This window comes from Pseudoalteromonas sp. S554 (assembly GCF_005930865.1).
In the GTDB taxonomy this organism is placed as follows: domain Bacteria; phylum Pseudomonadota; class Gammaproteobacteria; order Enterobacterales; family Alteromonadaceae; genus Pseudoalteromonas; species Pseudoalteromonas marina.
Window position 1 is genome coordinate 72,731 of the sequence record NZ_PNDV01000033.1, and the last position, 23,049, is coordinate 95,779.

Here is a 23,049-nt window from a genome sequence, read left to right on the forward strand (position 1 = left end):
TCGCAAAGGTATTTGCTTGTTTTAGTTATTATAATAGCAGTAGTTAGGCATAGTAATCTATTGATGATGATGTTTGTTGCTCAGAAGTTTGTTCTGGGCTATTTGATGGCTCATCACTTTCACTATTTGCCGCTCCATTTTTGGCCAATTGCTCACCCGCCCCCGATTCATTTTGCTCTGCGTTTTCACCACCTGACTGGCCATATGAAATAGTACTTTCACCAAGCTCCAACCCCTGTTGTGCTAACATTTCGCGTAAGCGAGGCATAGATTGTTCGAGTGCTTCTTTGGCCTGTTGGTTTTGTACCACAAAGTTAATTTGTGCTTGTTCTGCATCGCTACGAACTCGTATTTGCATGCTGCCCATCTCAGGTGGATCCAGACGAATTTCAGCCTCTTTGTTATTAATGCTTAGCATTGAACTAACGCGCTCTTGCAGTAACTTGGCCGCGTCACTTTTAACTATGTTAATCGCCTGCATCATATCAGGATCAATACTTACCTGCTTTGTCTGTGCTGTACTTTGTAACTGCTGATTTTGAATAGCTTGTTGATCCAACAAGCCCATTTCATAATCAAGCGAATCATAATAGCTTTGGGCACTGGTTTGGGTTGTATTTAAAGCATTAGTTATATGGTTAAACACCTGCATAACTTTAGCGGGTGACTGCTCAGCCGTGGTATTTTTTAGCCCCTCTTTTTGCAATTGCTCAAGCGCTTTTGTAAGATCTTCATCACCAGTAGGCTGTGCTGCTAATTTAGTTGGATCAGCGCTATTTTCAGAGCCTGATTTCACACTCACTTTTTGTGGTCTGTTTACCGTATTTGGTGTTTGTGAAGCTACAAAAGTAACTGGTTTTGTTATCTCTTCACCTTTTACCGGTAAGGTAACCACTTTGTCTATTTGCGATTCATTTGTTTGCGGCAAGTTTTGTGAGTCATTTACAGCTTTTTGCGATACCGTAAATTTAGTGTCTGATGATTGATTCGCATTTTCCGCAACCAACACTTTTAGCTCACCAATCGCTTGCTTAATAGTCGCTAACTGTTCACCTTTTGGTTGCTCGGCTTTAATAAAGGCATTTAATTGAGTCAGTAATGCCTGCTTTTCAGTCCCTGAAAGCGTATTAAACTGCTCGCTGGGTGACGACTTAACGTCAGTGCTTTGTGTCTGTTTATTATCTGTTATGAATTGGGTAAGCATTTGCTTTAAAACCGTCAATTTTTCAGCTTTGCTTGATGCGTCAAGCATTACTGGTTTAATTTCAGTCTGTAATTTTGTTAGCTGCTCAGGCGTTAGGCTTGCTAATACTTTATCTGTTTTAAGTGCATTTACATCTTTAGCAATGAGTGCATTTATCGCGTCTGCTTTTTCAGTTTCCGTTATGTTTGAGTTGGGTGAAGTTGCTGTGAGCGTATTTTCTGTTAGTTCCGCAACTGTATTTTTAGCTATGGTATTTTGAGCTAAAGTATTGGCGTTAACTTTACCGCTATTCTCTACTGTGCTTTGAGTAGTAACTATTTTATCAACATCCGTTTTTAAAATAGTCTGATCAGAATTGACACTCACGTCAGAGAACACTGAACTTTGTGAAGCTGTTATTTTATCCGTAAAAATGCCTTTGTTAGTATCTGCTCCATTGTCTTTTGTATCAAAGCCCTGAGTTATACTTTGCGCTTCTGCAGGGTGTTTAACTTTATCCGATTTTATATTTAGTTCTGCTTCAACAGCCTGAGCAAGAGACGTTTTATTTTGTCTTTGTGAATTTGACGAGTCATTAATAGCTTCATCATTTACTAAACTTGCCACACCGCTTGTGTTGTTATCAGTAAGTGTTGCATGTGGTCTTATTATTTTACCTACTTCATCTTTAACAGGTAAATCTTTTGCTGGCACAGCAACATAGCCTTTAACCGGCAGTTTCTCTTTTAAATCAGCAATAACAAGCGGTGTTTTATTTGTTGATGTATCTGCAAGGTTTATATCTTTTGCTTTTTCACTTGGCTTTGTAACCTCAGTGTTCATTAGTTGAGATGAATTGATCTGCTCCAGAATATCGCTTCCAGACAAATTTATTTGGGCTATGTCTTCATCATCAGAATCACTTTTTAATTTTTCATTAGTAACTGATGAGGAATCTGCTGAGGCGGCAGATAAAGTATCTGTTTCAGGCTTATTAACCTCTTTTTTTGTTGGCTCAAATGTAGTGTGGGCGTCTTGCAACTGAGTAAAAAACTCAGTACCTGATTCATCAGAAGAATCGGCTAAGCTACTGTCTTTAAATGCTAAAAAAGACTCTTTATCAGCCGAAATTGAAACAGAAATATCATTCATCGCCATAAGTCACCTAATACGGTTACGGCAACATGTCACCGCACATTGCCCAAAATTAAATACCACCCATTAACAAAGCAATAAACGTGCCTAACTTAAGAAAGTTTGCGACGCTGAAAAAATTGATTAGATGTGAACTCATCCAGCATTTTTTGCTCGTTTTTAGCAACCACAGCTGCTGCTTTTATTTTTTGATTTTCAATCAATTTAGCAACCGCTTTAGCCTTTATTTGCTGTTTTAACCACAACGTTTTTCGCTGTGAAACAACTTGCTTTGCCGTATTTACAGTACTTGCTTGTTGCCGAATAGCCTCTTCAATTTTTGCTATAAACGCATGATACTGCCCAAAACCAGCGCTTGATAAACCTGATTGACCTTTTAAATGTAACTGTTGAGAGTATTCAAGCCTAAAGTCATTTAAGCCTTGAAGTTTTTGCTGGTTTGCTTGCAGGTTTTGATTAGCTTGCAAATAACTCATACGTAAACTTTCTTCTTTGTCGCTTTCAAGTTTTAGCAGCAAGTCAAATTTGTTTTTAGCCATTACCCTTGACCTAATAATTGGGCTAGCCCTTGCAGCCCATCGTCATAACTTATTACATCACGCATACCTTGCTGTAAAAACCCGTTTACTCTTGGCATCATATTTATTGCTTGGTCGAGCATGGGATCAGTGCCCTTTTGATAGGCGCCTAATGTGATCATGTCTTTATTTTGTTGGTACATTGAATACACTTGTTTAAGTACTCGCGCTTGTTGCATATGAGGCTCTGAAACCACTTGGGGCATAACACGTGATATAGATTTTTCGATATCTATTGCTGGATAATGGCCGCTGTCGGCTAACTCACGAGAAAGTACAATATGGCCGTCTAGTATGGCGCGTGCAGCGTCTGCAATTGGGTCTTGCATATCATCGCCTTCACTTAAGACGGTGAAAAAGGCTGTTATAGCACCTTGCCCTTCCCCCCCATTACCAGCTCGTTCAACTAAGGCTGGTAGTTTTGCAAAAACCGATGGTGGGTATCCTTTTGTTGCCGGTGGTTCTCCAACTGCTAAAGCAATTTCACGCTGAGCCATTGCGTAGCGAGTTACTGAATCGAGTAGCAGTAACACATTTAAACCTTGGTCTCTAAAATATTCGGCAATGGTCACTGCACTTTCACAACCTTTTAAACGCATTAATGGCGATGAATCGGCGGGTGCTGCAACAACAACAGAACGTTTACGCCCTTCTTCTCCAAGAATTTCTTCAATAAACTCTTTGACCTCACGACCACGTTCACCAACCAAACCAACTACAATGACATCGGCTTCGCTGCCCCTAGTCATCATTCCTAGCAGTACAGACTTACCTACACCAGAGCCTGCAAATAAGCCCATACGCTGACCTTGCCCTACGGTGATCACTGAATTAATAGCCCGCACCCCCACGTCCATTGGCTGGCTGATCGGACGTCTGGCTAAAGGGTTAATCGTATTTTGAGCAAACTTTAAATAATGTTCAGCGTTTATTTTACCAAGTCCGTCGAGTGGACGCCCTAAGCCATCAACCACACGCCCTAGTAGGCTCATCCCTACAGGTAATCCCAAATTATTTACTTGGGGTATTACTCGAGCACCTGGCAGTACGCCGGAAATATGATCATTAGGCATTAAGTATAAGGTTTGGTCGTTAAAACCAACAATTTCTGCGTCAACAAAACCATTCATGGTTTCAATTTTACATTGACTACCAACAGGCGCCCGCAGACCTTTTGCCTCTAAGGTAAGGCCAACAACACGCGTTAAAATACCCGCCACTGCAGGTGTGTAGGGCTTAATGTTTTGTTGATATTGCGACAAGCGTTCGCTCAAAGAAGCAATTTGCACAGACATAGTACGCCTAAAAAATACTTAGATATTGCTATTATGCAAAAAGCTATCCAACGTTTCTTTGACGCGTGTTTTTAAAGTCATATCGAGAGAAGATTGCGCGGTTTTCACCTCACATCCACCTCTTTCAAGCGTGGGTTCGGGAACTAATTGCCAGTTATTGTCTGCTATAGTTTGCTCGCCATAGCTATCTTTTATAATGTCTAGATCGGTTGGGTTTAGATGCACTTTTACTTTTTCTTGTTGCGCATTTAACGAATCAATACTGTGTTTTAATGTATGTAAAATAACATCTGGCGATGTTTGTACTTCTTGGTATATAACTGCTTCAGCCAACATGCTAGCTAATTGTATTAGTTGCAACTCGGCTTGTTCATCCACTTTTTTTAGCGGTGAATTAAGTGCTTCTAAAATACCTTTAAGGCTAATTAGTTGCTCTTCAATAATCGGTTTTATATCTTCTTGGCCTTGAGTTTTACCGAGCTCTAGCCCCTCTTTATAACCAGCTTCTTTTCCCTCACTAACGCCTTTTTCAAAGCCGTCAATGTAGCCTTGTTCATGACCTTGTTTAAGGCCTTCTTCATAAGCATCTTGTCTAATGCGTTCAAGCTCAACCATAGTAAGCTTTGGCAGCTCGGGCTCCTCGGGCTCCTCGGGCTCATCGGTCGGCATCTCTTCGGCCAATTCTTTTTTATAAAGCTCGCCCAATGGGGTGCCATACGCTGTAGAACGATTACCAAAGCTTTTTTCATTCGGTGCTACATCGGGAATAGCCCAATGTTTTAATAATTCATCTGCTTCTTCAGCTCGAAGTGGACGCCCTTTGAGTTTACTCATGGTTTACAAGAACTCCTCACCACCACCACCGCCTAACTGAATTTCACCCGAATCAGATAAACGACGTGCCGTTGATAGAATTTCTTTTTGGGCAGCTTCAACTTCACTAATACGTACAGGCGCCATTGCTTCTAAATCATCAGCCAGCATATCGGCAGCACGCTTAGACATATTGCCCAGTATTTTGTCTTTCAGACCGTCGTCTGCACCTTTGATTGCTTTCATTAATACATCTTGTTGTACTTCTCGTAGAATGGCTTGAATACCCCGGTCATCCACATCCATTAAGTTTTCAAATACAAACATAAGATCCTGAATTTGCTGAGACATCTCTTCGTCATGTTCACGAATAGAATCCATTAACTGCCCTTCTACGTTTGTATCTAGGTAGTTCATAATGTCTGCCGCGGCTTTTAAGCCACCCATTTTCGCAGCTTGTGCCCCTGCTTGTCCGGCAAATTGTTTTTCCATAATTTCGTTAAGTTCTTGCAGTGCAGCTGGTTGCACTTCTTCAAGGTTAGCGATTCGCATGGTTAAATCAAGACGAACTTTCTCTGGGAACTGCGCAATAATTTCTGCAGACTGCTCAGGCTCTAAGTAAGACAATACAATCGTTTGTATTTGGGGGTGTTCATTACGAATAATATTCGCCACCTGCTTAGAATCCATCCATTTGAGAGAATCAAGGCCTTTAGCCCCAGACCCCATAACAATTTGGTCAATAAGGCTGGCCGCTTTATCTTCACCCAATGCAGCAGTAAGCGCCTTTTTAATAAAGTCTTCTGACTGAAACCCTATAGTACTGAAGCTTTGAATTTGCTCAATAAATAAGTTGTGAACCGCACTTATTTTAGCCTGTGACAGGTCGTCTAACGCAGCCATTGCCATCCCAACTTTTTGAACTTGTTTAGGCTCCAAGTGCTTAAGTATTTGGGCTGCATCTTCCTCTGATAAGCTCAGTAATAAAATAGCGGCTTTATCTACACCGTCTAGCTTATCAACATCAAACGCTGCTGGGAGTTGTTTTTGTTCTTGATCTTGATCAGTCATCTTCTGTTAACCACGCTTTCACTACTTGTGATGATAGTTCTGGTTCATTGGCTACAAGGGCACGAATTGCTTTAAGTAAGTCTTCGTCGCCATGTAAATCTGGTAATTGCAGTGTACCATCGCTTGAGAAACCAATTGAAGCAGAATCAAAGTCTTTGTTTAGCATATCCAACGTGCTATCGCCAATGTCTACGCCTGCACTTAACGCATCTTCGTCATACTCTTCAAGTGTATCGTCTGGGTAAATTAAACGTTTAAGCATCGGTTTAACTACCGCCATTATGAGTACAATAATAACTAATGCACCCAGTACCAAGCGGATTATTTTCATAAACCAATCCTGCTCCCAAAGCGGCACGCTAATGTCAAAATCAGTTGCTTCGCGAACAAACGGAACCGTTACCACTTCAAGTGCATCACCACGCTGCATGTCAAAACCAACGCCACCTTGTAATAAACGACGAATATTTGACAGTTCTTCCACTGAACGCGGTGTCATTGTGGTTTCACCGTTTTCACCTACTTTTGGAATGTAGTCAACGGCCACCGACACGCTTATTCTGCGTATCACACCTGTTTGCTGGCGCTTATGTGAGATAGTTGTATCTAACTCATAGTTACGCGTCGCTTCTTTATGCGTTCTTGATGGTGAAGTTGCACTACCTGCGCCACCTTGTCCTGCTACTTCAGGGATATTAGAGTTTACTGGAGGCTGATTCGTCAGTGCACCAGGTATACCTACCGCTAAACCACCTATATTATTTTCTTCGAATGTTGTTTCGCTTCTTACTGCTGGTAAATCTGGGTTGTAGCGTTTTTGCGTCTCCTCAACAGCACTAAAGTCCATACTTAAATCAACTTGTGCAGTGTAGTTTGCAAGCCCTACAACAGGTATTAAAATACTGTCTATTTTTTCAAGATATTCTTGTTCACGTTTACGCTCTATGTCGTACTCTTTACGTGAACGTGCAGCAAGCGATGTTTGCGAGCCTGAATTTAGTAAGCGACCATTTTGATCCGTTACTGTTACACGAGCCGGCTCTAAACCTTGTACAGCTGATGCAACCATATCAACCACTGAGTCGACCTCTTCGCTATCTAGCGAACGCCCACGCTTAAGAGTAAGTACAACAGTTGCTGAAGGCTTTTTCTCTCTGCGCGCAAATACATTTTCTTTTGGAATGGCAAGCAATACACGTGCACGCGTAATATTATTGAGCTCTTCAATTGTGCGCGCTAACTGTTGTTCTCGGCCATGCTTTAAGCGTTCACGCTCTAAACGCTGACTTACACCAAACCCCATGTCTTGCATAATAATATCTGAACCCGATGTAGGGCCTTGCTCTAGCCCTTCGCGAGTCATTAAAAGTTTAATATTTTGATACTCAGTTTCAGGGACGAGCACTACATTTCCATCTACTTGGTATTCAATTTTTTGTGCATCTAAAAAGTCGAGCGTTTCAATAAGCTCTTCTGTCTGCATTTTACCAAGCGGGCGCATATCTGGCTGACGCGCCCAAATAATAATAAATATAGCAATCGCCAAACAAATGCCTAAAGCAATAACTAAAGTTACTTGGCGCAATAAATCAACGCCATTTAGCGAACTTAAGTAGCCTGATTTCTGTTCTTGTTGATCGTCGCTATCGCTATGGTCCATTTCACCAGTAGCAAGAGCCAGATCGGTTGATTGATTAGATTGCGCCACAATAATTCTCCACTACCTAGTTAAACAGGCATGTTCATGATTTCTTTGTAAGCTTCGACAAGTTTATTACGAACCTGCACTGTCGCTTCAAATGCAACTGACGACTTTTGAGAAGCAATCATTGCTTCAGCCAAAGACACGCTCCTGTCGCCTGTTTCTACCGCCACTACTTTTTGTTTAGCATCTTGCTGCAAACCGTGCACAGTATTAATTGCATCCGATAGCATATCGCCAAATTGAGCGGTTGATGAGGCTTGTGTTTTTACTGGCAGCCTTTCGATTTGATTATTACGGCCAGCTTCTAAAGCCATTGATTGCATTTCTTGAAATACAGCGCTGTTTTGAATTTTCATAATTTGTCTCTGACAATGCAGTTAACTCTTAACATGAATAAAGCACAAAGCATGCCAAAAAATTAAATCAATAATTTCAATGAGTTGGAATGAATTTGACAAGTCAGAGTTTTGACAGCCCTAAATTCAAAGGGTAAATTTAGGGCTAGAAATGATGTTATGCGGGGAGTGAAATACCTAAATCGCGCATCTGCGCTAGTTTGTAACGTAAAGTCCGAGGGCTTATACCTAGCGTTTCAGCGACATCTTTTCGCTTACCTTGGCATCTTGCTAACGTTTCTAAAATAATGCGATGCTCTTTATCTTTTAGCTCATCCTTATAACTTCCCGTATCAACAGCCAATAAGTCTTGTTTTGTTGGCTCGGCTGGAGATGACTGTTCGTCATAATACGCTGAACTCATAGCGCCTTGGTCAATATCTCTATTAGTAGCACTTACTTGCTGCTGACTAGTATTTTGCGCGCTGACAGATGCAGGCTCCATTACAAAATCTGTCGCCGCTATGTTTTCAATGAAAATAGCATGCTCGTTTAGAGTATCCCCAGTCCTAAGTATTAACGCACGTTGTATTACGTTATCAAGCTCACGCACATTACCAGGCCATGAATGAGCAAGTAATTTTTTCTCTGCGGCACTATCAAGATAAGCCATAGGCTCTTTACTTTTGTTTAAGTGGCGCTCAATTAAATGCTTAGCCAATACAAGGATATCTCCAGGTCGCTGACAAAGTGGTCGCCACATCAAAGGAAACACATTAAGCCTGTAATATAAATCTTCTCTAAATTGGTTTTCGGTAACCGCTTCTTTCAAATCGCGATTACTTGTTGCAAGTATCCGTACATCTAACTGGATTGTTTTTCTTCCACCTAAGCGCTCTACTTCGCGCTCTTGCAACACACGAAGTAGTTTAGCTTGCAGCCCTAAATCCATTTCTGTTATTTCGTCGAGCAATATAGTACCGCCTTGCGCTTGCTCAAACTTACCAGGACACGCTTGAATTGCGCCTGTAAACGCGCCTTTTTCATACCCAAATAAGGTTGCTTCAAGCATATTTTCAGGAATTGCTGCACAGTTAATCGCAACAAACGGCGCATCGCATCGGTTCGATTTATCATGAATATACCGTGCAAGCACTTCCTTACCTGAACCACTTGGGCCTAGCACCATAACGCTCGCATCAGAGCGTGCAACTTTACTTGCTAACTCTAAAAGTTGAATACTGCTTGGGTCGGCAACAATGGGGCCGTCGGTCTCTTTTGCTTTTTCAGGTAAGTATCGACTTACCATATTGAGTAAAACTTCAGGTGCAAACGGCTTTGCCATGTAATTAATAGCGCCCAAGCGCATCGCTTCAACAGCATCGTCAATGGTAGCGTACGCCGTCATCATTAAAACAGGCAATTCAGGGTGGTTAAGCTTAATACTGCGTAGTAAATCAAGCCCACTCATAGTGCCCATTTGTACATCACTCACCACCAGCGAAAATTGCTCTTTTTTTAGCAATAACATGGCTTGCTCTGCACAATTAGCCGCAATACATTCAATCCCCGACATTTCGAGTGTGTCAATTAAGGCTTCGCGAAGCCCTGCATCATCTTCGACAACTAAAATAGTGTTACTCATAATGATTCCTCTAATTTAGATGCGGTGCGAATAGGTAAAAGCAAACTAAAGCATGCTCCACCGCCTTTATTATTAGTCACGTCAACACGCCCCTGATGAGCGTTTGCAACCGAACTCACAACAGCAAGCCCTAACCCTGTGCCTTGGCTTTTAGTGGTATAAAAGGGTTCAAATATTTTTTCTGCTTGAGTTAAATCAATACCTGGACCGTTATCGGATACGCTGATACGAACAAAATCTGGATTTTGCTCGTCAGTCGCAGCACTTAATTTTACTTCAGCGCCAGCACCAATGACTTGAATACTGTTATGGATTAAATTTTGAATTGCGCTGGCTATGGCTGATTTATTACCTGTTATTTGAATATCTGGCTCTGGGAGGTTAACAGCTAAATGACTGTCATTTAGTGTCACCATAGCATCAGCACCCGCTTTTACCTCACTGAGTAACTGCTGCATAGACACTTGCTCAACAACTTGTTGGTCGCCACTTTTGGCAAAAAGTAGCATATCGTTTACTTGAGTTTCTAAATCTTTTAAGCGTGACATTAACTTGCTTTGAAAATTATCGCGAGATGCCTCGGGTAAACGCTTAGAGCCCAAATTAGCAGCATAAAGCATGGCCGCTGAAAGTGGGGTTCGAACCTGATGTGCAAGCGACGCCACCATTTTACCCAAAGCACTTAGGCGCTGCATATGAGCAACTCGCTTTTGTAAACGGCGTGTTTCACTCAAATCGGTCATTAAAATTAGCTGGCCCGGCTCGGGCGCTAACGCTGTTATATCAAGCTTAATTAAACGGCCATCTTTAAGCGATACTTCGTGACCATCGTCTTGATGCGGTCTAAAAGAGCGTTGAATAACGCTAAACCACTTTTCACCTTCTAAAGGTTCGCCTAACATATCAATGGCTATTTGGTTGGCCTTTGCAATCATTCCTTTACCATCAAGCACAACCACACCTGCGGGCATGGTATCAACTAAATGTGAAAGCCAACTTGCTTGCTGACGCAGATCGCTTAACTCACCTATGTACTCCTCTTGAAGTAAACATGGGTTATACTGATTTGCAGAAATAAACTGTGGTTTAAGCACGCTCGCAAGGGCCATAATCAAATCTCGAATTTGTATAGATATAGAGCTTAATGCACAATGTGTACCAAAATTTATTTATATTATTTTCATTAACTTACAATAATAATAGCGCGACATAAAAATGACGCGCATAAAAAGGAATATGTATGAGTGAGCAAATAAAATGCCGATGTGCTTGGTTAGACGCCACCAAACCCGATTACGTTTTATATCACGATTTGGAATGGGGCGTCCCTGTTTACGATGACCAAACCCTGTTTGAATTTATAACGCTAGAGTCGGCTCAGGCGGGATTGAGTTGGTATACCATTTTAAAAAAACGACAAGGGTATAAAAATGCATTTGCTAATTTTGATGTAGATAAAGTCGCGCTTTTTACCCAAGACGATGTTGAGCGTTTAATGCTTGATGAAAGTATCGTACGAAACCGTTTAAAAATTAACGCCACAATAAATAATGCCAAGCAATTTATAGACATTCAAAAAGAGTTTGGCAGTTTTAGCGCGTATCAATGGCAGTTTGTTGATAACAAACCGATCGTAAGCAATTTAAATTATACCGAAGAGACGCCTGCAATCACCAAAGAATCAACAGCCTTCGCAAAGGACTTAAAAAAGCGCGGCTTTAAATTTTTAGGACCTACAACAGTATATGCCTACATGCAGGCTTGCGGTATGGTTAACGACCATAGTAATGATTGCTTTAGAAAAAAAGAAATTATTGAGGCTTTTGCTGAATAAGGACTTATAACCATAAAAGTGATCTGTTCACAAAGAGGGTAAGAGACGCTTCGCTTTAAAGAAGTAACGTGTAAGTTAACTATGGTTTCTCATTTTCCTTCGTTTTTAAGATGCGTGTTTAAGTGATTAAAAGCTACGTTTTTCCCGTAAGCAAGCTCAGCGTCTACCGTCAAGGTCAAGTTTGCGTTTATCTTGTAGACGCCAAGCTTGCTTGCGCGACGGGCAAAGCCCGTAAATTAATTGCTCAAAAATGAATAAAAATAACAAAGAGTATTTCACCATTTTCGCACTTCTAATCTCGTGAAAGATTATACTTTTTCATTTTCTCTACGAGCGTTGTTCTTCTTACGCCCAGTATCTCAGCTGCCCGAGCAACAACGTAATCAAAACGCTCTAAAGCTTGGGTAATTAAGCTTATTTCAAGCTCTGCTAAATACTCTTTAAGCTCAATGCCCTCTTCGGGTAATACGCCTGAGCCAGCTTGGTTAAATTCAGGCTCTGGCTCATTGTCATAATCACTAAACCCAGTACTGAATATATCGTTAAAGGCATCTTTTTCCATAAGTTCTTCAGGATACTCAGGCTCATAGGCATCGACTTCAATATAACGGTATTTATTCGGTAGGTCAGGTATGTCTACTACCTTTTCGGGGAACATTATAACCATGCGCTCAACCAAATTCGCAAGCTCACGGATATTACCCGGCCACGCATGCTCTTTTAAGCTTTCAATTGCACGCTCAGTAAATTTAGCTGTCGTGCCCGTTTGCTCGTTTACGCGACGCATTAACTCCTTAAGTAGTAAAGGAATGTCATCAGCACGCTCACTTAACGACGGATTCTCTATAGGGAATACATTTAGCCGATAATACAAGTCTTCACGAAAGCTGCCAGCTTCAATCATGGTTTCGAGGTTGCGGTGTGTTGCAGCAATAACACGTACATCGGCTTGAATCGCCTTAGTTCCACCTACACGCTCATAGCTTCGTTCTTGTAATACGCGTAAAAGTTTAACCTGCATTTGTAACGGCATATCACCAATTTCATCTAAAAACAGCGTACCGCCTTGCGCCAACTCAAAACGGCCTTTACGCGCAGAAATAGCCCCTGTAAACGCCCCTTTTTCGTGGCCAAAAAGTTCACTTTCTAATAGTTCTGCAGGTATAGCTCCACAGTTTACAGGCACAAATGGCCCTGTACTTCGTTTAGATAGCAAGTGAACGTTACGTGCAACCACTTCTTTACCAGTACCTGACTCACCTAAAATTAAAACGTTTGCATCTGTTTTTGCTACTTGTTCAATTAAAAAGCGAACCTCTTTTACAGCTTGTGTTTCACCTACAAGGCCATCAAAAGATTTATGTGGCTGAGTATTTTTGTGCTCCCCCGGCAACATACGATGATACTGCTGGCAATCATGAAGCAACTGTGTGGTCACTTCGTGATTAAATGGCTCACAAATAAGTCCAACTACATTAGCAATGCTAAGTAATGGTCTTAACGTTTCACCTATTAATAAAAATGGAAGTGTTGGGTAGCGCTTAATTAAGTTTTCGTGATCGAGAGACTGTAAAGCCCCTAAAATGACCATGCACTCATGCTGCTGATATTTTGCACACTCTTGTTCAAAGTTGTCTTCATCTACACGGTGAGTAGCCTCACCGATAAAACCAAGTGATGCGTTTAACCCAATAGAGCGATTGTTATTATTATCTAAAATCAGGATCATAGTTAGCGAGCCGTGCTTCACTCTTTAGTATAATTAACTAAATTGTAAGCCAGTTAAGCACGGATGCAAGTGATAGCGGCAGTTTTTTGACATAAACGCCAAAAAACAGACGCACTCGTTAATTCAATCATACTTAAGAATTAACTATTAAGTATTAATATTTAAAGTAAGCCTAAAATAGACTCTGCAGATTGGTTAGCCTGGCCACGAAGAGCAACTGATGATTGCGCTAAAATGTCATTAGACACTTGTTGAGAAATTGCTAGGGCGTAATCGGTATCTTGAATGCGGCTTTGACTGGCTGCAATATTTTCTTGCTGCGTCCCTAACCCTTTAATTGTGCTTGCCAACGTATTTTGAAGTGCACCTAACTCAGCTCGTTGTGCATTTATTTCATCATTTGCTTGCTTACTGATGTCAATAGCCGCTTGAGCACCGGCTTGGGTTGAAATATCAATGGTTGATAACGCAGAGGCAAAACTACCATCTGTAGAGTTTACCGTTTGGTTTGTATTCGCATCTGCACCAACTTGAAACGAGACAGCTTGACCATCAAATAAGGGCTTTCCTGCAAAACTCGCATTTTCGAACGTTTCAGATATTTGGCTTTGCAATTGCACGACTTCTTCTTGCAACGCAGCACGATCATTGTCAGTCAATGCACCGTTACCCGCTTGAATTGATAACTCTTGAATACGCGAAACGGCATCATTCACACCACTCAAGTTAGCTTCGCTTACTTGAGTATATGAAATCCCGTCATACGCATTACTTACAGCTTGGCTAAAACCATTTTGCTGTGAAGTAAGCCTATCAATAATTTGCAAAGCCGCTGCATCATCTGCTGCGGTATTTACTTTTTTACCTGTAGCAAGTTGCTCTGCAAGTTTGTTATTTGTTTGCTGAGTTTGGTTTAAAAAGTTAGCTGATGCTGATTGAATTTTCATAACGGCCTCCGTGGTGCTGACTGATTAAATTATAGCTTAATTTGCGAAATTTTGCCCTTTGTACCATTGTTAGATTAAATTAACTTGGCACTTTGCTTGCTTAGTGGTTAAAGTATTGAGATGTGTATTAAAAAATCACGTTTGCGTGTCATACAACGCCAATAATAAATAATTTGGGTAGCACTATGTTCGATAACAAAACAATTTTAATCACCGGTGGTACCGGTTCATTCGGGAAAAAATACGTCAAGACACTACTTGAGCGTTACAATCCAAAAAAAATCATTATTTTTTCACGCGATGAACTTAAGCAATTTGAAATGCAACAAGAGTTTGACCAACCTTGTATGCGTTATTTTATTGGCGATGTAAGAGATAAAGACAGATTAATACGTGCCATGCGCGGTGTAAACTACGTTATTCATGCAGCTGCTTTGAAGCAAGTTCCGGCTGCTGAATACAACCCAATGGAATGTATCAAAACAAATATTAATGGCGCTGAAAACGTAATTGATGCAGCCCTTGATAACGATGTTGAAAAAGTAATCGCTTTGTCTACTGATAAGGCTGCAAACCCAATTAATTTGTATGGCGCCACAAAACTGGCATCAGACAAACTTTTTGTAGCCGCTAACAATATTGCAGGTGGCAACCGCACTACCTTTTCTGTTGTTCGCTACGGCAATGTGGTGTGCTCTCGCGGCTCTGTTGTGCCAGTTTTCCAAAAGTTTATTGATGAAGGGCGCGATCACATCCCAATCACACACGATGAAATGACTCGCTTTTGGATAAACCTTCAACAAGGCGTCGATTTTGTACTTACTAACTTTGAACGCATGTTAGGCGGTGAAATTTTCGTTCCTAAAATCCCTTCAATTCGTATTACCGATCTTGCAAAAGCAATGGCACCTGACTTACCACTAAAAATAATTGGTATTCGCCCTGGTGAAAAACTTCATGAGGTTATGTGCCCCGCTGATTTATGTTTTGAAACCTACGAGTACAAGGACCACTTTGTTATTGCTCCAGGCATAAAGTTTAGCAGCAGAAGCAACGACTTTACTGAAAATGCAATTGGCGAAAAAGGTAAAAAAGTAGCGCAAGGTTTTGAATATAATTCGCTAGATAACCCTGATTATATGAGTATTGAAGAAATCAAAAACTTCAATGCCCAAGCGTTGCTGTAAAAATGATTATGACAAACAAGGTAATTCCTTACGGCAAGCAAAGTATTTCTGATGATGATATCAATGCCGTAATTGAGGTATTAAAGTCTGACTGGTTAACACAAGGGCCTGCAGTCCCGGCATTTGAAAGTGCCATTGCAGAGTATTGTGTTGCTAATTACGCCTGCGCTACTAACAGCGCCACTTCAGCCTTACATATTGCTTGTCTTGCTTTAGGTGTTGATAAAAGTGACATCGTATGGACGTCGCCAATTTCATTTGTCGCATCGAGTAACTGCGCGCTTTACTGTGGAGCAAGTGTCGATTTTGTTGATATCGACCTTGAAACAGGCAATATGTCTGTTGTCGCCCTAAAAAAAAGATTAACCATTGCCAAACAAAACAAGCGACTCCCTAAAGTCGTGATACCTGTTCATTTAGCTGGGCAATCATGCGATATGGAAGCAATCAATGAACTTGCCGAAGAGTATGGCTTTAAGGTTATTGAAGATGCCTCGCATGCTATTGGCGCAAAGTATAAAAACAAACCTGTTGGCAGCTGCGAGTACTCAGATATTACAGTTTTTAGCTTTCATCCAGTCAAGATAATCACATCAGCTGAAGGGGGGATGGCGGTTACCAACTGTGAAACACTTGATAAGAAGATGAAACGCTTACGAAGCCATGGTATTACTAATATTGCTGAAGAAATGACCCAACCAAGTCATGGCCCTTGGTACTATCAACAGCTAGAGCTCGGTTTTAATTATAGAATGACTGACATGCAAGCCGCTTTAGGGCTGAGTCAGTTAAAACAGCTAGATAACTTTGTATCAGCACGTAACGATATAGCAAGCAAATATAATCATGCGTTTGTAAATTCAGGTTCAGGTATAGCCCACTTATCACAATCGGATGATTGTTACTCGAGCTACCATTTATATATTGTTCACTTAACACCGTGTGACGTAGAAAAACACAATTCAGTCATTTCAGGCATGCGCGAGCAAGGAGTTATTGCTCACTTGCATTATATACCGATCCATCTACAGCCTTATTATCAAGCTTTGGGCTTTTTGGAAGGTGATTTTCCTAATGCTGAAACCTACTACAAACAGGCTTTAACTATTCCCCTGCATCCCACGATGACAGCTGATGAGCAGCAATTTGTTATAAATACATTGATTGGTTTAGTATGAAGCTTGCTCTAGGTACAGTGCAATTTGGCTTGGACTACGGTGTTAGTAACTCCAGAGGAGTTGTTCCCAGCAAAATAGTCACTAAATTACTCAAGCAAGCGGAACTACTATCGATTAATATGTTAGATACCGCGGCAATGTATGGCACTAGTGAAGCAGTTTTAGGTCAACTAACTAATAAGTACTTTGATATCATTACAAAACTCGCAATTGACACAGATTCAGTTATTAATGTAAGCCAATCACTTAAGGAATCTCTTAGCAAACTGCAAAGGTCATCTATTTATGGGGTGCTATTACACAATGCTGACGTGCTAAAAAGTTCACAAGCTGACGAAATAGCCTCTCAACTCGTTGAATTAAAAGATCAAGGGTTAGTACAAAAAATTGGAATGTCACTTTACTTTCCAGAGCAAGTAAAACTATTCGAGATAATTAAGCCCGATATAATCCAAATACCTTTAAATGTATTAGACCAGCGTTTTTTACAAGATGGTTTATTAACCCAAATGAAAGAGCAAGGTATTGAAATTCACGTGCGTTCCGCATTTTTGCAAGGATTGCTGCTAATGTCGCCTGACTCACGTAGTCACTACTTTTCGCAATTCAACGAACTAAATGCTTTCGACAAATTTGTCAATTCAGTATCTTACTCTAGGCTCGAAATTTGCTTAAGTTTTCTAAAATCAATTGATGAAATTGATCGAGTTGTTGTTGGCTGTTGTTCGGCATCAGAGTTAGCACAAATTCACACTGCCTGGCACACCAAAGCCAACATCAGTTACCACCAATTAGCATGCACCAATAACTCGCTCATTATACCAAGTAATTGGTCACACCTTTAAAATAGAGGAAGTATGATAGGTATTATTGTTCAAGCTCGAATGAATTCAACACGATTGCCGGGAAAAGTATTACTCCCTATTAATGGCGTACCAATGCTAGAGATTCAACTTAAGCGCCTTACGCAGACAATAGCTGTAGACAAAGTTGTTGTGGCGACGTCAAATGAAGCTCTAGATAGTCCTATCGAGACACTATGCCAAAAACTTAATATAGAATGCTACCGTGGTGATTTAAATGATGTACTAGCACGATTTTATCATTGCGCTAAATTGTTTAATTTTTCGCATATTGTACGCGTATGTGGAGATTGCCCACTGATTGACCCCGTGTTAATTGACCAAATAGTTAGCACACATATTACAAACAGCGCAGACTATACTAGCAACTGTGTCATACGGTGTTTTCCAGATGGTCAGGATGTCGAAGTATTTAGCTTTAATGCGCTAAAAACCGCTTATGAAAAAGCAAAAAAACCATCAGAGCGTGAACATGTAACACCTTTTATTCGCGATTCTAACTTGCTTTCATTGGAAGATTTCACTATAGCTCAAGATTATTCTGCATTTCGAATTAGCGTCGACCATTCACAAGACTTTGAAGTAATTTCAGCAATCTACCGTCATTTCGAAGGGCAACAATTTGGTTATCAACAAATAGTTGAGTATTTACAATCACACCCGCAAGTCAATGCGCTCAATGCCGATATAGAGCTAAATGAAGGTTACAAATTATCGCTGCTACAAGACAAAAAACAAGGTTTCTAATTAATGACTATCAGCTTTTCTGAATCACTAAATTGGTATGAAAAGGCGCAAAACATCATACCACTAGCGAGCCAAACCTTTAGTAAAAGTAAAATGGCTTTACCTTTTAAAGCTGCGCCACTTTTTATTAAATATGGTAAAGGCGCTCTGGTTACCGACCTCGATAACAATATTTATACCGACTATGTTAACGGCTTGCTCTGCGTTAGTTTAGGATACCAAGATCAAGAAGTTGATGATGCAATTAAAGCACAGCTCTCATCTGGCATAAGTTTTTCACTTCCCCATACTTTAGAAGCTGAAGTTGCCGAGCTCTTAGTTGACCTTATTCCCTGTGCTGAAATGGTACGCTTTGCTAAAAATGGCAGTGATGTTACCAGTGCAGCCGTGCGTATAGCACGAGCTTATACAGGACGAGAACACATAGCTGTTTGCGGTTACCATGGTTGGCAAGACTGGTACATAGGTTCGACTACACGCGATTTGGGTGTACCTGAAGCCACTAAAAAGCTAACTCATGGCTTTACTTATAATGATATCTCTTCACTAGAAGCACTCATTGAAAATCACCCTGACGAACTTGCAGCAGTCATTATGGAGCCACTTAATATAGCGCCTCCTGAAGATGGTTTTTTAGAAAAAGTACGAGATCTATGCTCTCGTAATGGCATCGTGCTTATATTTGATGAAATCATCACAGGTTTTAGATATCATTTAGGCGGTGCTCAAAGCTACTTTGGTGTAACACCCGATTTAGCAACCTTTGGTAAGGGGATGGCTAATGGTATGCCGCTATCTGCAATCGTTGGTAAACGTGAAGTCATGATGTTAATGAACGATATCTTTTTTTCAGGAACATTTGGGGGCGAAACTTTATCCCTTGCTGCAGCTAAAGCAACTATTGAGAAAATGAAGAAAGTTGAGTTTGACCAATATATTTGGGGGCTAGGTGATTACTTAGTAGAGCAATATCAAAAATATTGCTCAGATTTTACAATGTTTGAATTAAAAGGACTCTCCCCTTGGACATTTTTAAACATTACCAACGACAGAGTTAACTCTGCAGACACAATTAAATCTTGGTTGATTCAAGAGCTCTGCAAACGCGGTGTTTTATTTATAGGAACACACAACCTTTCCTACGCGCATAGTTTTGAAAACATAGATCAACTTATAATGCATTATCAGGAATTATTTACTCAATTAAATGATTTGGATAAACAAGGTAATTTAGCTGCACATCTTGATGGTAAACAAATAGAGAATGTCTTTAAGGTCAGATAACATTATGAAAATTGGTGAAAGAGAAATATCAAGCAACACGCCTCCTTACATCATAGCGGAAATGTCAGGGAATCATAATGGCGACATAAATAGGGCATTAAAGCTAATCGATGCAGCAGCTGAAGCAGGCGCAGATGCAGTTAAATTACAAACATATACCGCGGATACACTAACGTTAAACTCTAATAAAAAAGATTTTTGTATATCTGAAGGGCTATGGCAAGGTAAGAGCCTGTATCAATTATACGATTGGGCACATACACCTTGGCAGTGGCACCAAGAGCTATTTGATCGAGCAAATAAACTAGGAATCGATATTTTTAGTTCACCATTCGATGAAACTGCTGTTGATTTTTTAACTCAATTTGACCCACCTGCATACAAAATTGCTTCATTTGAGTTAATTGATCATGAGCTAGTTAAAAAAGTTGCTGAAACAAAAAAGCCAATGATTATGTCTACTGGTATGGCAAATATTCAAGAAATTGAAGAGGCGCTTGCTGTTGCCTTAAATTATGGTAACGGGCAAGTAACACTGCTTCATTGCGTGAGTGGTTATCCTACCCCGATTGAGCAAACTAATTTAGCAACAATGAAAGCGCTTGCAGAAAATTTTAATCTCCCAATTGGCTTATCAGACCACACATTAGGTAATACAACCGCTATTGCATCTGTAGCCTTGGGCGCAACAATAATCGAAAAGCACTTTACGTTAGCACGAGCAGATGGAGGACCTGACGCGGCATTTTCTCTAGAGCCCGAAGAACTAAAAGCTTTATGTAAGGATGTTCGTGACGCTTGGCACGCGATTGGTAAACCAAATTTTACCCTAGCGCAATCAGAACAACCTAACCTTATATTTCGACGCTCGCTGTACATCAGCAAAGATATAAAGAAAGGAGACGTGTTCTCCAAAGACAATGTTCGCTGCATTCGACCAGGCTATGGGCTTGCTCCAAAACACCTAGATGTTGTTTTAGGTTTGGAAGCTACAATGGATATAGAAGCCGCTACAGCATTGACATGGGATATGGTCAATAGGCAGACGACAAATATATAAGTTATTGTATCATGGTTTAAGTTTGTCTTAGGCCCATTCAACCTGTACTTCAGCCAATCGGCAAAGGTATTCAGTTTACTTTCAGGTTTTGTGGCTGTGTGGTTAGCAAAGCTTATTCATATTGAATCAAGCCTTGATACCATAGACCTATTTAAGCACTTTATAGAAAAGACTGACTGTTCTCTATATTAAGGTTCAGCGGTAATATAATTAAGCTCAGTCTAATTTCATTTAATGGCGATATAAAATTAAAATTCAATTATTGTTCTAAAACAGGATCAAATTATGAAACCAGATAGCTTTATAGCTAATAGAACCAGCTTCGCAGAAGAAATTGGCCAACCGAACCTTTACGATATGATCGATCACTTTGCCTTGTATGCTGGGGTACATACAATAGCAAATAAACTTTGGACTTTTGAATTACTGAAAAGTACTCAAGGAGTTCCTGGAGACATAATAGAGTTTGGTTGTTGGAAAGGTGCAAATTTAATGTTTTTAGCAAAGATGAGCTCTCTGTTAGAACCATATGCGCCAAAAACAATAATTGGGTTCGACAATTTTTCAGGCTTACCTACTGGTGTAAAAGAAGACGGAGAGTTCGCTAACACGCAAACAGGCAAGTACTGTGGTGATGAGCAGACACTAAAAAAAGCGATTTCATTATTCGAACTGGAAAACAAGGTAAAACTCATCCCAGGTGATGCGCTAGTCACTATTCCCGAATACGAAAAAGAAAATCCACACTCTTTAATTTCTTTCGCTTACTTAGATTTTGATTTATACGAGCCAACTCGTGCTGCATTAAAGTTACTTTCGGATTCAATTAGTGTTGGTGGTGTAATTGTTTTTGATGAAGCATGCACTACAGAGTGGCCTGGAGAAACGTTAGCAATGAAAGAGTTTTTAAAAGAAACCAATAAAAAATTTGAAATGCTTAGTAACCCCTTAAGCAAACAACCTACCGTTGCAATCAGACGAGTGGCTTAAAAGATGCTTGTTACTCACCTGCAAAGCTCAACACAAATTGTTGAGATGGGAGAAATCCGAGTTTTAACCGATCCATGGCTAACTGAAGGTGAATATTACGGCAGTTGGTATCATTACCCACCATTTGCTGAATCTGAGCTAAGCTTACTTCAATACGATTATATCTATGTATCTCATATCCATCCGGACCATTTAAGTGAAGCGACATTAAACAAATTACCTTATAAAAAACCTATACTTATTCACAAATACAGTTCCCCGTTCTTAAAACGTAAATTGGAATTATTGGGTTTTGAGGTCATTGAGTTGAACAACACTACACCCTATAAATTTAAGAATGGTAGTCAATTAACTATTTATGCCGCTGATAATTGTAATCCAGAGCTCTGCTCAAAATTTTTGGGGTGTGGACATATTGAAACTAAATTTGGCAGCACTCAAATTGATTCCCTAGCACTATTTTCACATGGAGGTAAACATTTACTTAATTTAAATGATTGTCCTTATGAATTAGCTAGTCATACAATTTTAAAGAATGGTCTTGATCAACTGGATATTGACCTCTTAATGGTCGGCTATGCTGGTGCAGGCCCTTATCCACAATGTTTTCAGTTTGACTCAATCGAGCTAAAAAACAATGCTGCAAAGGCTAAACAAATACAATTTTTGCAACAAGCGCTAAACTTCATTGAACTTGTTAAACCTAAAGCCTTTGCACCATTTGCCGGTACTTATGTATTAGGCTCCCGCTATGCCCATATGAATGAGTATCGTGGCGTGCCAAGTCTAGAAGATGCCACCTGCTATTTAGAAGCCAACACCCCTAGCAACTCTAAGGGTCTACTTTTAAATCAGCATGATAAATACGATTTAACTATTCAGCAGTTAATAAAAAGCACCAAGGCAGTACCAACATTAAAGCAGTATATGAACCACATTACCAAACAGCCTCTCGCCTATGATAATGATGTCTGGGATGATAACGAGCTTGAGGACTTAATGTTAAACTCCTATTTGCGCTTTAAATCCAAAGCTGATGAAATTAACTACTCATCACCCACTTATTTAGTGATAGAAAGTGAGAAAGTATGTTTTACTATGTCTCTTGATAAAAAGCCCACCCAAACATTCAAAGACTCTCAGGTGCCGCAGCCATATGTTCGATTAACGGTAGAGCATAACTTGCTTCACCGTCTACTCCGCGGTCCAAAATATGCGCATTGGAACAATGCTGAAATCGGTTCACACATTCAATATGAGCGAAAGCCCAATACGTTTGAGCGTGCTCTCTACCATTGCCTTTGTTTCTTCCACCAATAAATAGAAGTCATTCAATTAATCTCTCTTGGCTTTGTCATAGGTTAATAAGTGTTGTGGTCAATTAATCTTGACCACAATCTAATTTTTTGTACCTATCCCTTTCTATTTTTTGGGGGTCACAATAAACATA

The 23,049-nt window shown here is 40.3% G+C and carries 20 protein-coding genes; 9 read left to right on the top strand and 11 right to left on the bottom strand.

The window, feature by feature from the left end; genetic code table 11:
• Positions 1 to 43: 43 nt before the first annotated feature.
• The 9 genes from CWB65_RS08210 to CWB65_RS08250 all read right to left on the bottom strand — a co-directional run bounded on the left by CWB65_RS08210 (position 44) and on the right by CWB65_RS08250 (position 10,889).
• The gene (locus CWB65_RS08210) at positions 44 to 2,335 is read right to left on the bottom strand and encodes a flagellar hook-length control protein FliK (protein WP_138740397.1); all 2,292 of its coding nucleotides are present in this window, start codon (positions 2,333 to 2,335) and stop codon (positions 44 to 46) included.
• Between the two features lie 95 nt (positions 2,336 to 2,430).
• Positions 2,431 to 2,877, bottom strand: coding sequence for a flagellar export protein FliJ (gene fliJ / locus CWB65_RS08215; RefSeq protein WP_006792740.1), 447 nt, complete (start codon positions 2,875 to 2,877; stop codon positions 2,431 to 2,433).
• Positions 2,877 to 4,211: a flagellar protein export ATPase FliI gene (fliI, locus tag CWB65_RS08220; protein ID WP_006792739.1), complete on the bottom strand. Its 1,335-nt coding sequence runs from the start codon at positions 4,209 to 4,211 to the stop codon at positions 2,877 to 2,879. The genes fliJ and fliI overlap by 1 nt, the downstream gene beginning before the upstream one ends.
• 18 nt (positions 4,212 to 4,229) lie before the next feature.
• The gene (gene fliH, locus CWB65_RS08225; protein WP_138740373.1) at positions 4,230 to 5,045 is read right to left on the bottom strand and encodes a flagellar assembly protein FliH; all 816 of its coding nucleotides are present in this window, start codon (positions 5,043 to 5,045) and stop codon (positions 4,230 to 4,232) included.
• A 3-nt stretch (positions 5,046 to 5,048) separates the two neighbouring features.
• Complete coding sequence (fliG, locus tag CWB65_RS08230) at positions 5,049 to 6,095, bottom strand: flagellar motor switch protein FliG (protein ID WP_006792737.1); 1,047 nt, start codon at positions 6,093 to 6,095, stop codon at positions 5,049 to 5,051.
• Complete coding sequence (gene fliF, locus CWB65_RS08235) at positions 6,088 to 7,803, bottom strand: flagellar basal-body MS-ring/collar protein FliF (protein WP_010555911.1); 1,716 nt, start codon at positions 7,801 to 7,803, stop codon at positions 6,088 to 6,090. Before fliF ends, fliG begins: the two co-directional genes overlap by 8 nt.
• Positions 7,804 to 7,823: 20 nt before the next feature.
• Positions 7,824 to 8,156, bottom strand: a complete 333-nt coding sequence (gene fliE, locus CWB65_RS08240; RefSeq protein WP_008132633.1) for a flagellar hook-basal body complex protein FliE — start codon at positions 8,154 to 8,156, stop codon at positions 7,824 to 7,826.
• Between the two features lie 157 nt (positions 8,157 to 8,313).
• Positions 8,314 to 9,780 carry a sigma-54-dependent transcriptional regulator gene (locus tag CWB65_RS08245; RefSeq protein ID WP_138740374.1) on the bottom strand — a complete coding sequence of 489 codons (1,467 nt, stop codon included), beginning with the start codon at positions 9,778 to 9,780 and terminating at the stop codon, positions 8,314 to 8,316.
• Entirely contained in the window at positions 9,777 to 10,889 is a 1,113-nt protein-coding gene (locus CWB65_RS08250) for a sensor histidine kinase (RefSeq protein ID WP_138740375.1), read from the bottom strand. Before CWB65_RS08250 ends, CWB65_RS08245 begins: the two co-directional genes overlap by 4 nt.
• A 131-nt stretch (positions 10,890 to 11,020) precedes the next feature.
• Here CWB65_RS08250 and CWB65_RS08255 point away from each other — a divergent pair, with 131 nt between their 5' ends.
• Positions 11,021 to 11,614, top strand: a complete 594-nt coding sequence (locus CWB65_RS08255; protein ID WP_138740376.1) for a DNA-3-methyladenine glycosylase I — start codon at positions 11,021 to 11,023, stop codon at positions 11,612 to 11,614.
• 292 nt (positions 11,615 to 11,906) lie between these two features.
• Here the strand turns inward: CWB65_RS08255 and CWB65_RS08260 are convergent, their stop codons facing one another.
• Positions 11,907 to 13,343, bottom strand: coding sequence for a sigma-54 dependent transcriptional regulator (locus CWB65_RS08260; RefSeq protein WP_138740377.1), 1,437 nt, complete (start codon positions 13,341 to 13,343; stop codon positions 11,907 to 11,909).
• 161 nt (positions 13,344 to 13,504) lie between these two features.
• Positions 13,505 to 14,290, bottom strand: coding sequence for a flagellin N-terminal helical domain-containing protein (locus tag CWB65_RS08265; RefSeq protein ID WP_138740378.1), 786 nt, complete (start codon positions 14,288 to 14,290; stop codon positions 13,505 to 13,507).
• 185 nt (positions 14,291 to 14,475) lie between these two features.
• Here CWB65_RS08265 and pseB point away from each other — a divergent pair, with 185 nt between their 5' ends.
• The 8 genes from pseB to CWB65_RS08305 all read left to right on the top strand — a co-directional run bounded on the left by pseB (position 14,476) and on the right by CWB65_RS08305 (position 22,919).
• A complete protein-coding gene (pseB, locus tag CWB65_RS08270; protein ID WP_138740379.1) occupies positions 14,476 to 15,477 on the top strand; it encodes a UDP-N-acetylglucosamine 4,6-dehydratase (inverting) in 1,002 nt (333 codons plus the stop codon).
• 8 nt (positions 15,478 to 15,485) lie between these two features.
• Positions 15,486 to 16,655, top strand: coding sequence for a UDP-4-amino-4,6-dideoxy-N-acetyl-beta-L-altrosamine transaminase (pseC, locus tag CWB65_RS08275; protein WP_138740380.1), 1,170 nt, complete (start codon positions 15,486 to 15,488; stop codon positions 16,653 to 16,655).
• Positions 16,652 to 17,500: an aldo/keto reductase gene (locus CWB65_RS08280; RefSeq protein WP_138740381.1), complete on the top strand. Its 849-nt coding sequence runs from the start codon at positions 16,652 to 16,654 to the stop codon at positions 17,498 to 17,500. The genes pseC and CWB65_RS08280 overlap by 4 nt, the downstream gene beginning before the upstream one ends.
• Before the next feature lie 12 nt (positions 17,501 to 17,512).
• Entirely contained in the window at positions 17,513 to 18,265 is a 753-nt protein-coding gene (locus CWB65_RS08285; RefSeq protein ID WP_138740382.1) for a cytidylyltransferase domain-containing protein, read from the top strand.
• 3 nt (positions 18,266 to 18,268) lie between these two features.
• Positions 18,269 to 19,549 (top strand): aminotransferase class III-fold pyridoxal phosphate-dependent enzyme, encoded by a 1,281-nt coding sequence (locus CWB65_RS08290; RefSeq protein WP_138740383.1) that lies wholly within the window; start codon positions 18,269 to 18,271, stop codon positions 19,547 to 19,549.
• A gap of 4 nt (positions 19,550 to 19,553) precedes the next feature.
• Entirely contained in the window at positions 19,554 to 20,609 is a 1,056-nt protein-coding gene (gene pseI / locus CWB65_RS08295; protein ID WP_138740384.1) for a pseudaminic acid synthase, read from the top strand.
• A 285-nt stretch (positions 20,610 to 20,894) separates the two neighbouring features.
• Entirely contained in the window at positions 20,895 to 21,599 is a 705-nt protein-coding gene (locus tag CWB65_RS08300) for a TylF/MycF/NovP-related O-methyltransferase (protein ID WP_138740385.1), read from the top strand.
• A gap of 3 nt (positions 21,600 to 21,602) precedes the next feature.
• Positions 21,603 to 22,919: an MBL fold metallo-hydrolase gene (locus CWB65_RS08305; RefSeq protein WP_138740386.1), complete on the top strand. Its 1,317-nt coding sequence runs from the start codon at positions 21,603 to 21,605 to the stop codon at positions 22,917 to 22,919.
• Positions 22,920 to 23,049: the final 130 nt, after the last annotated feature.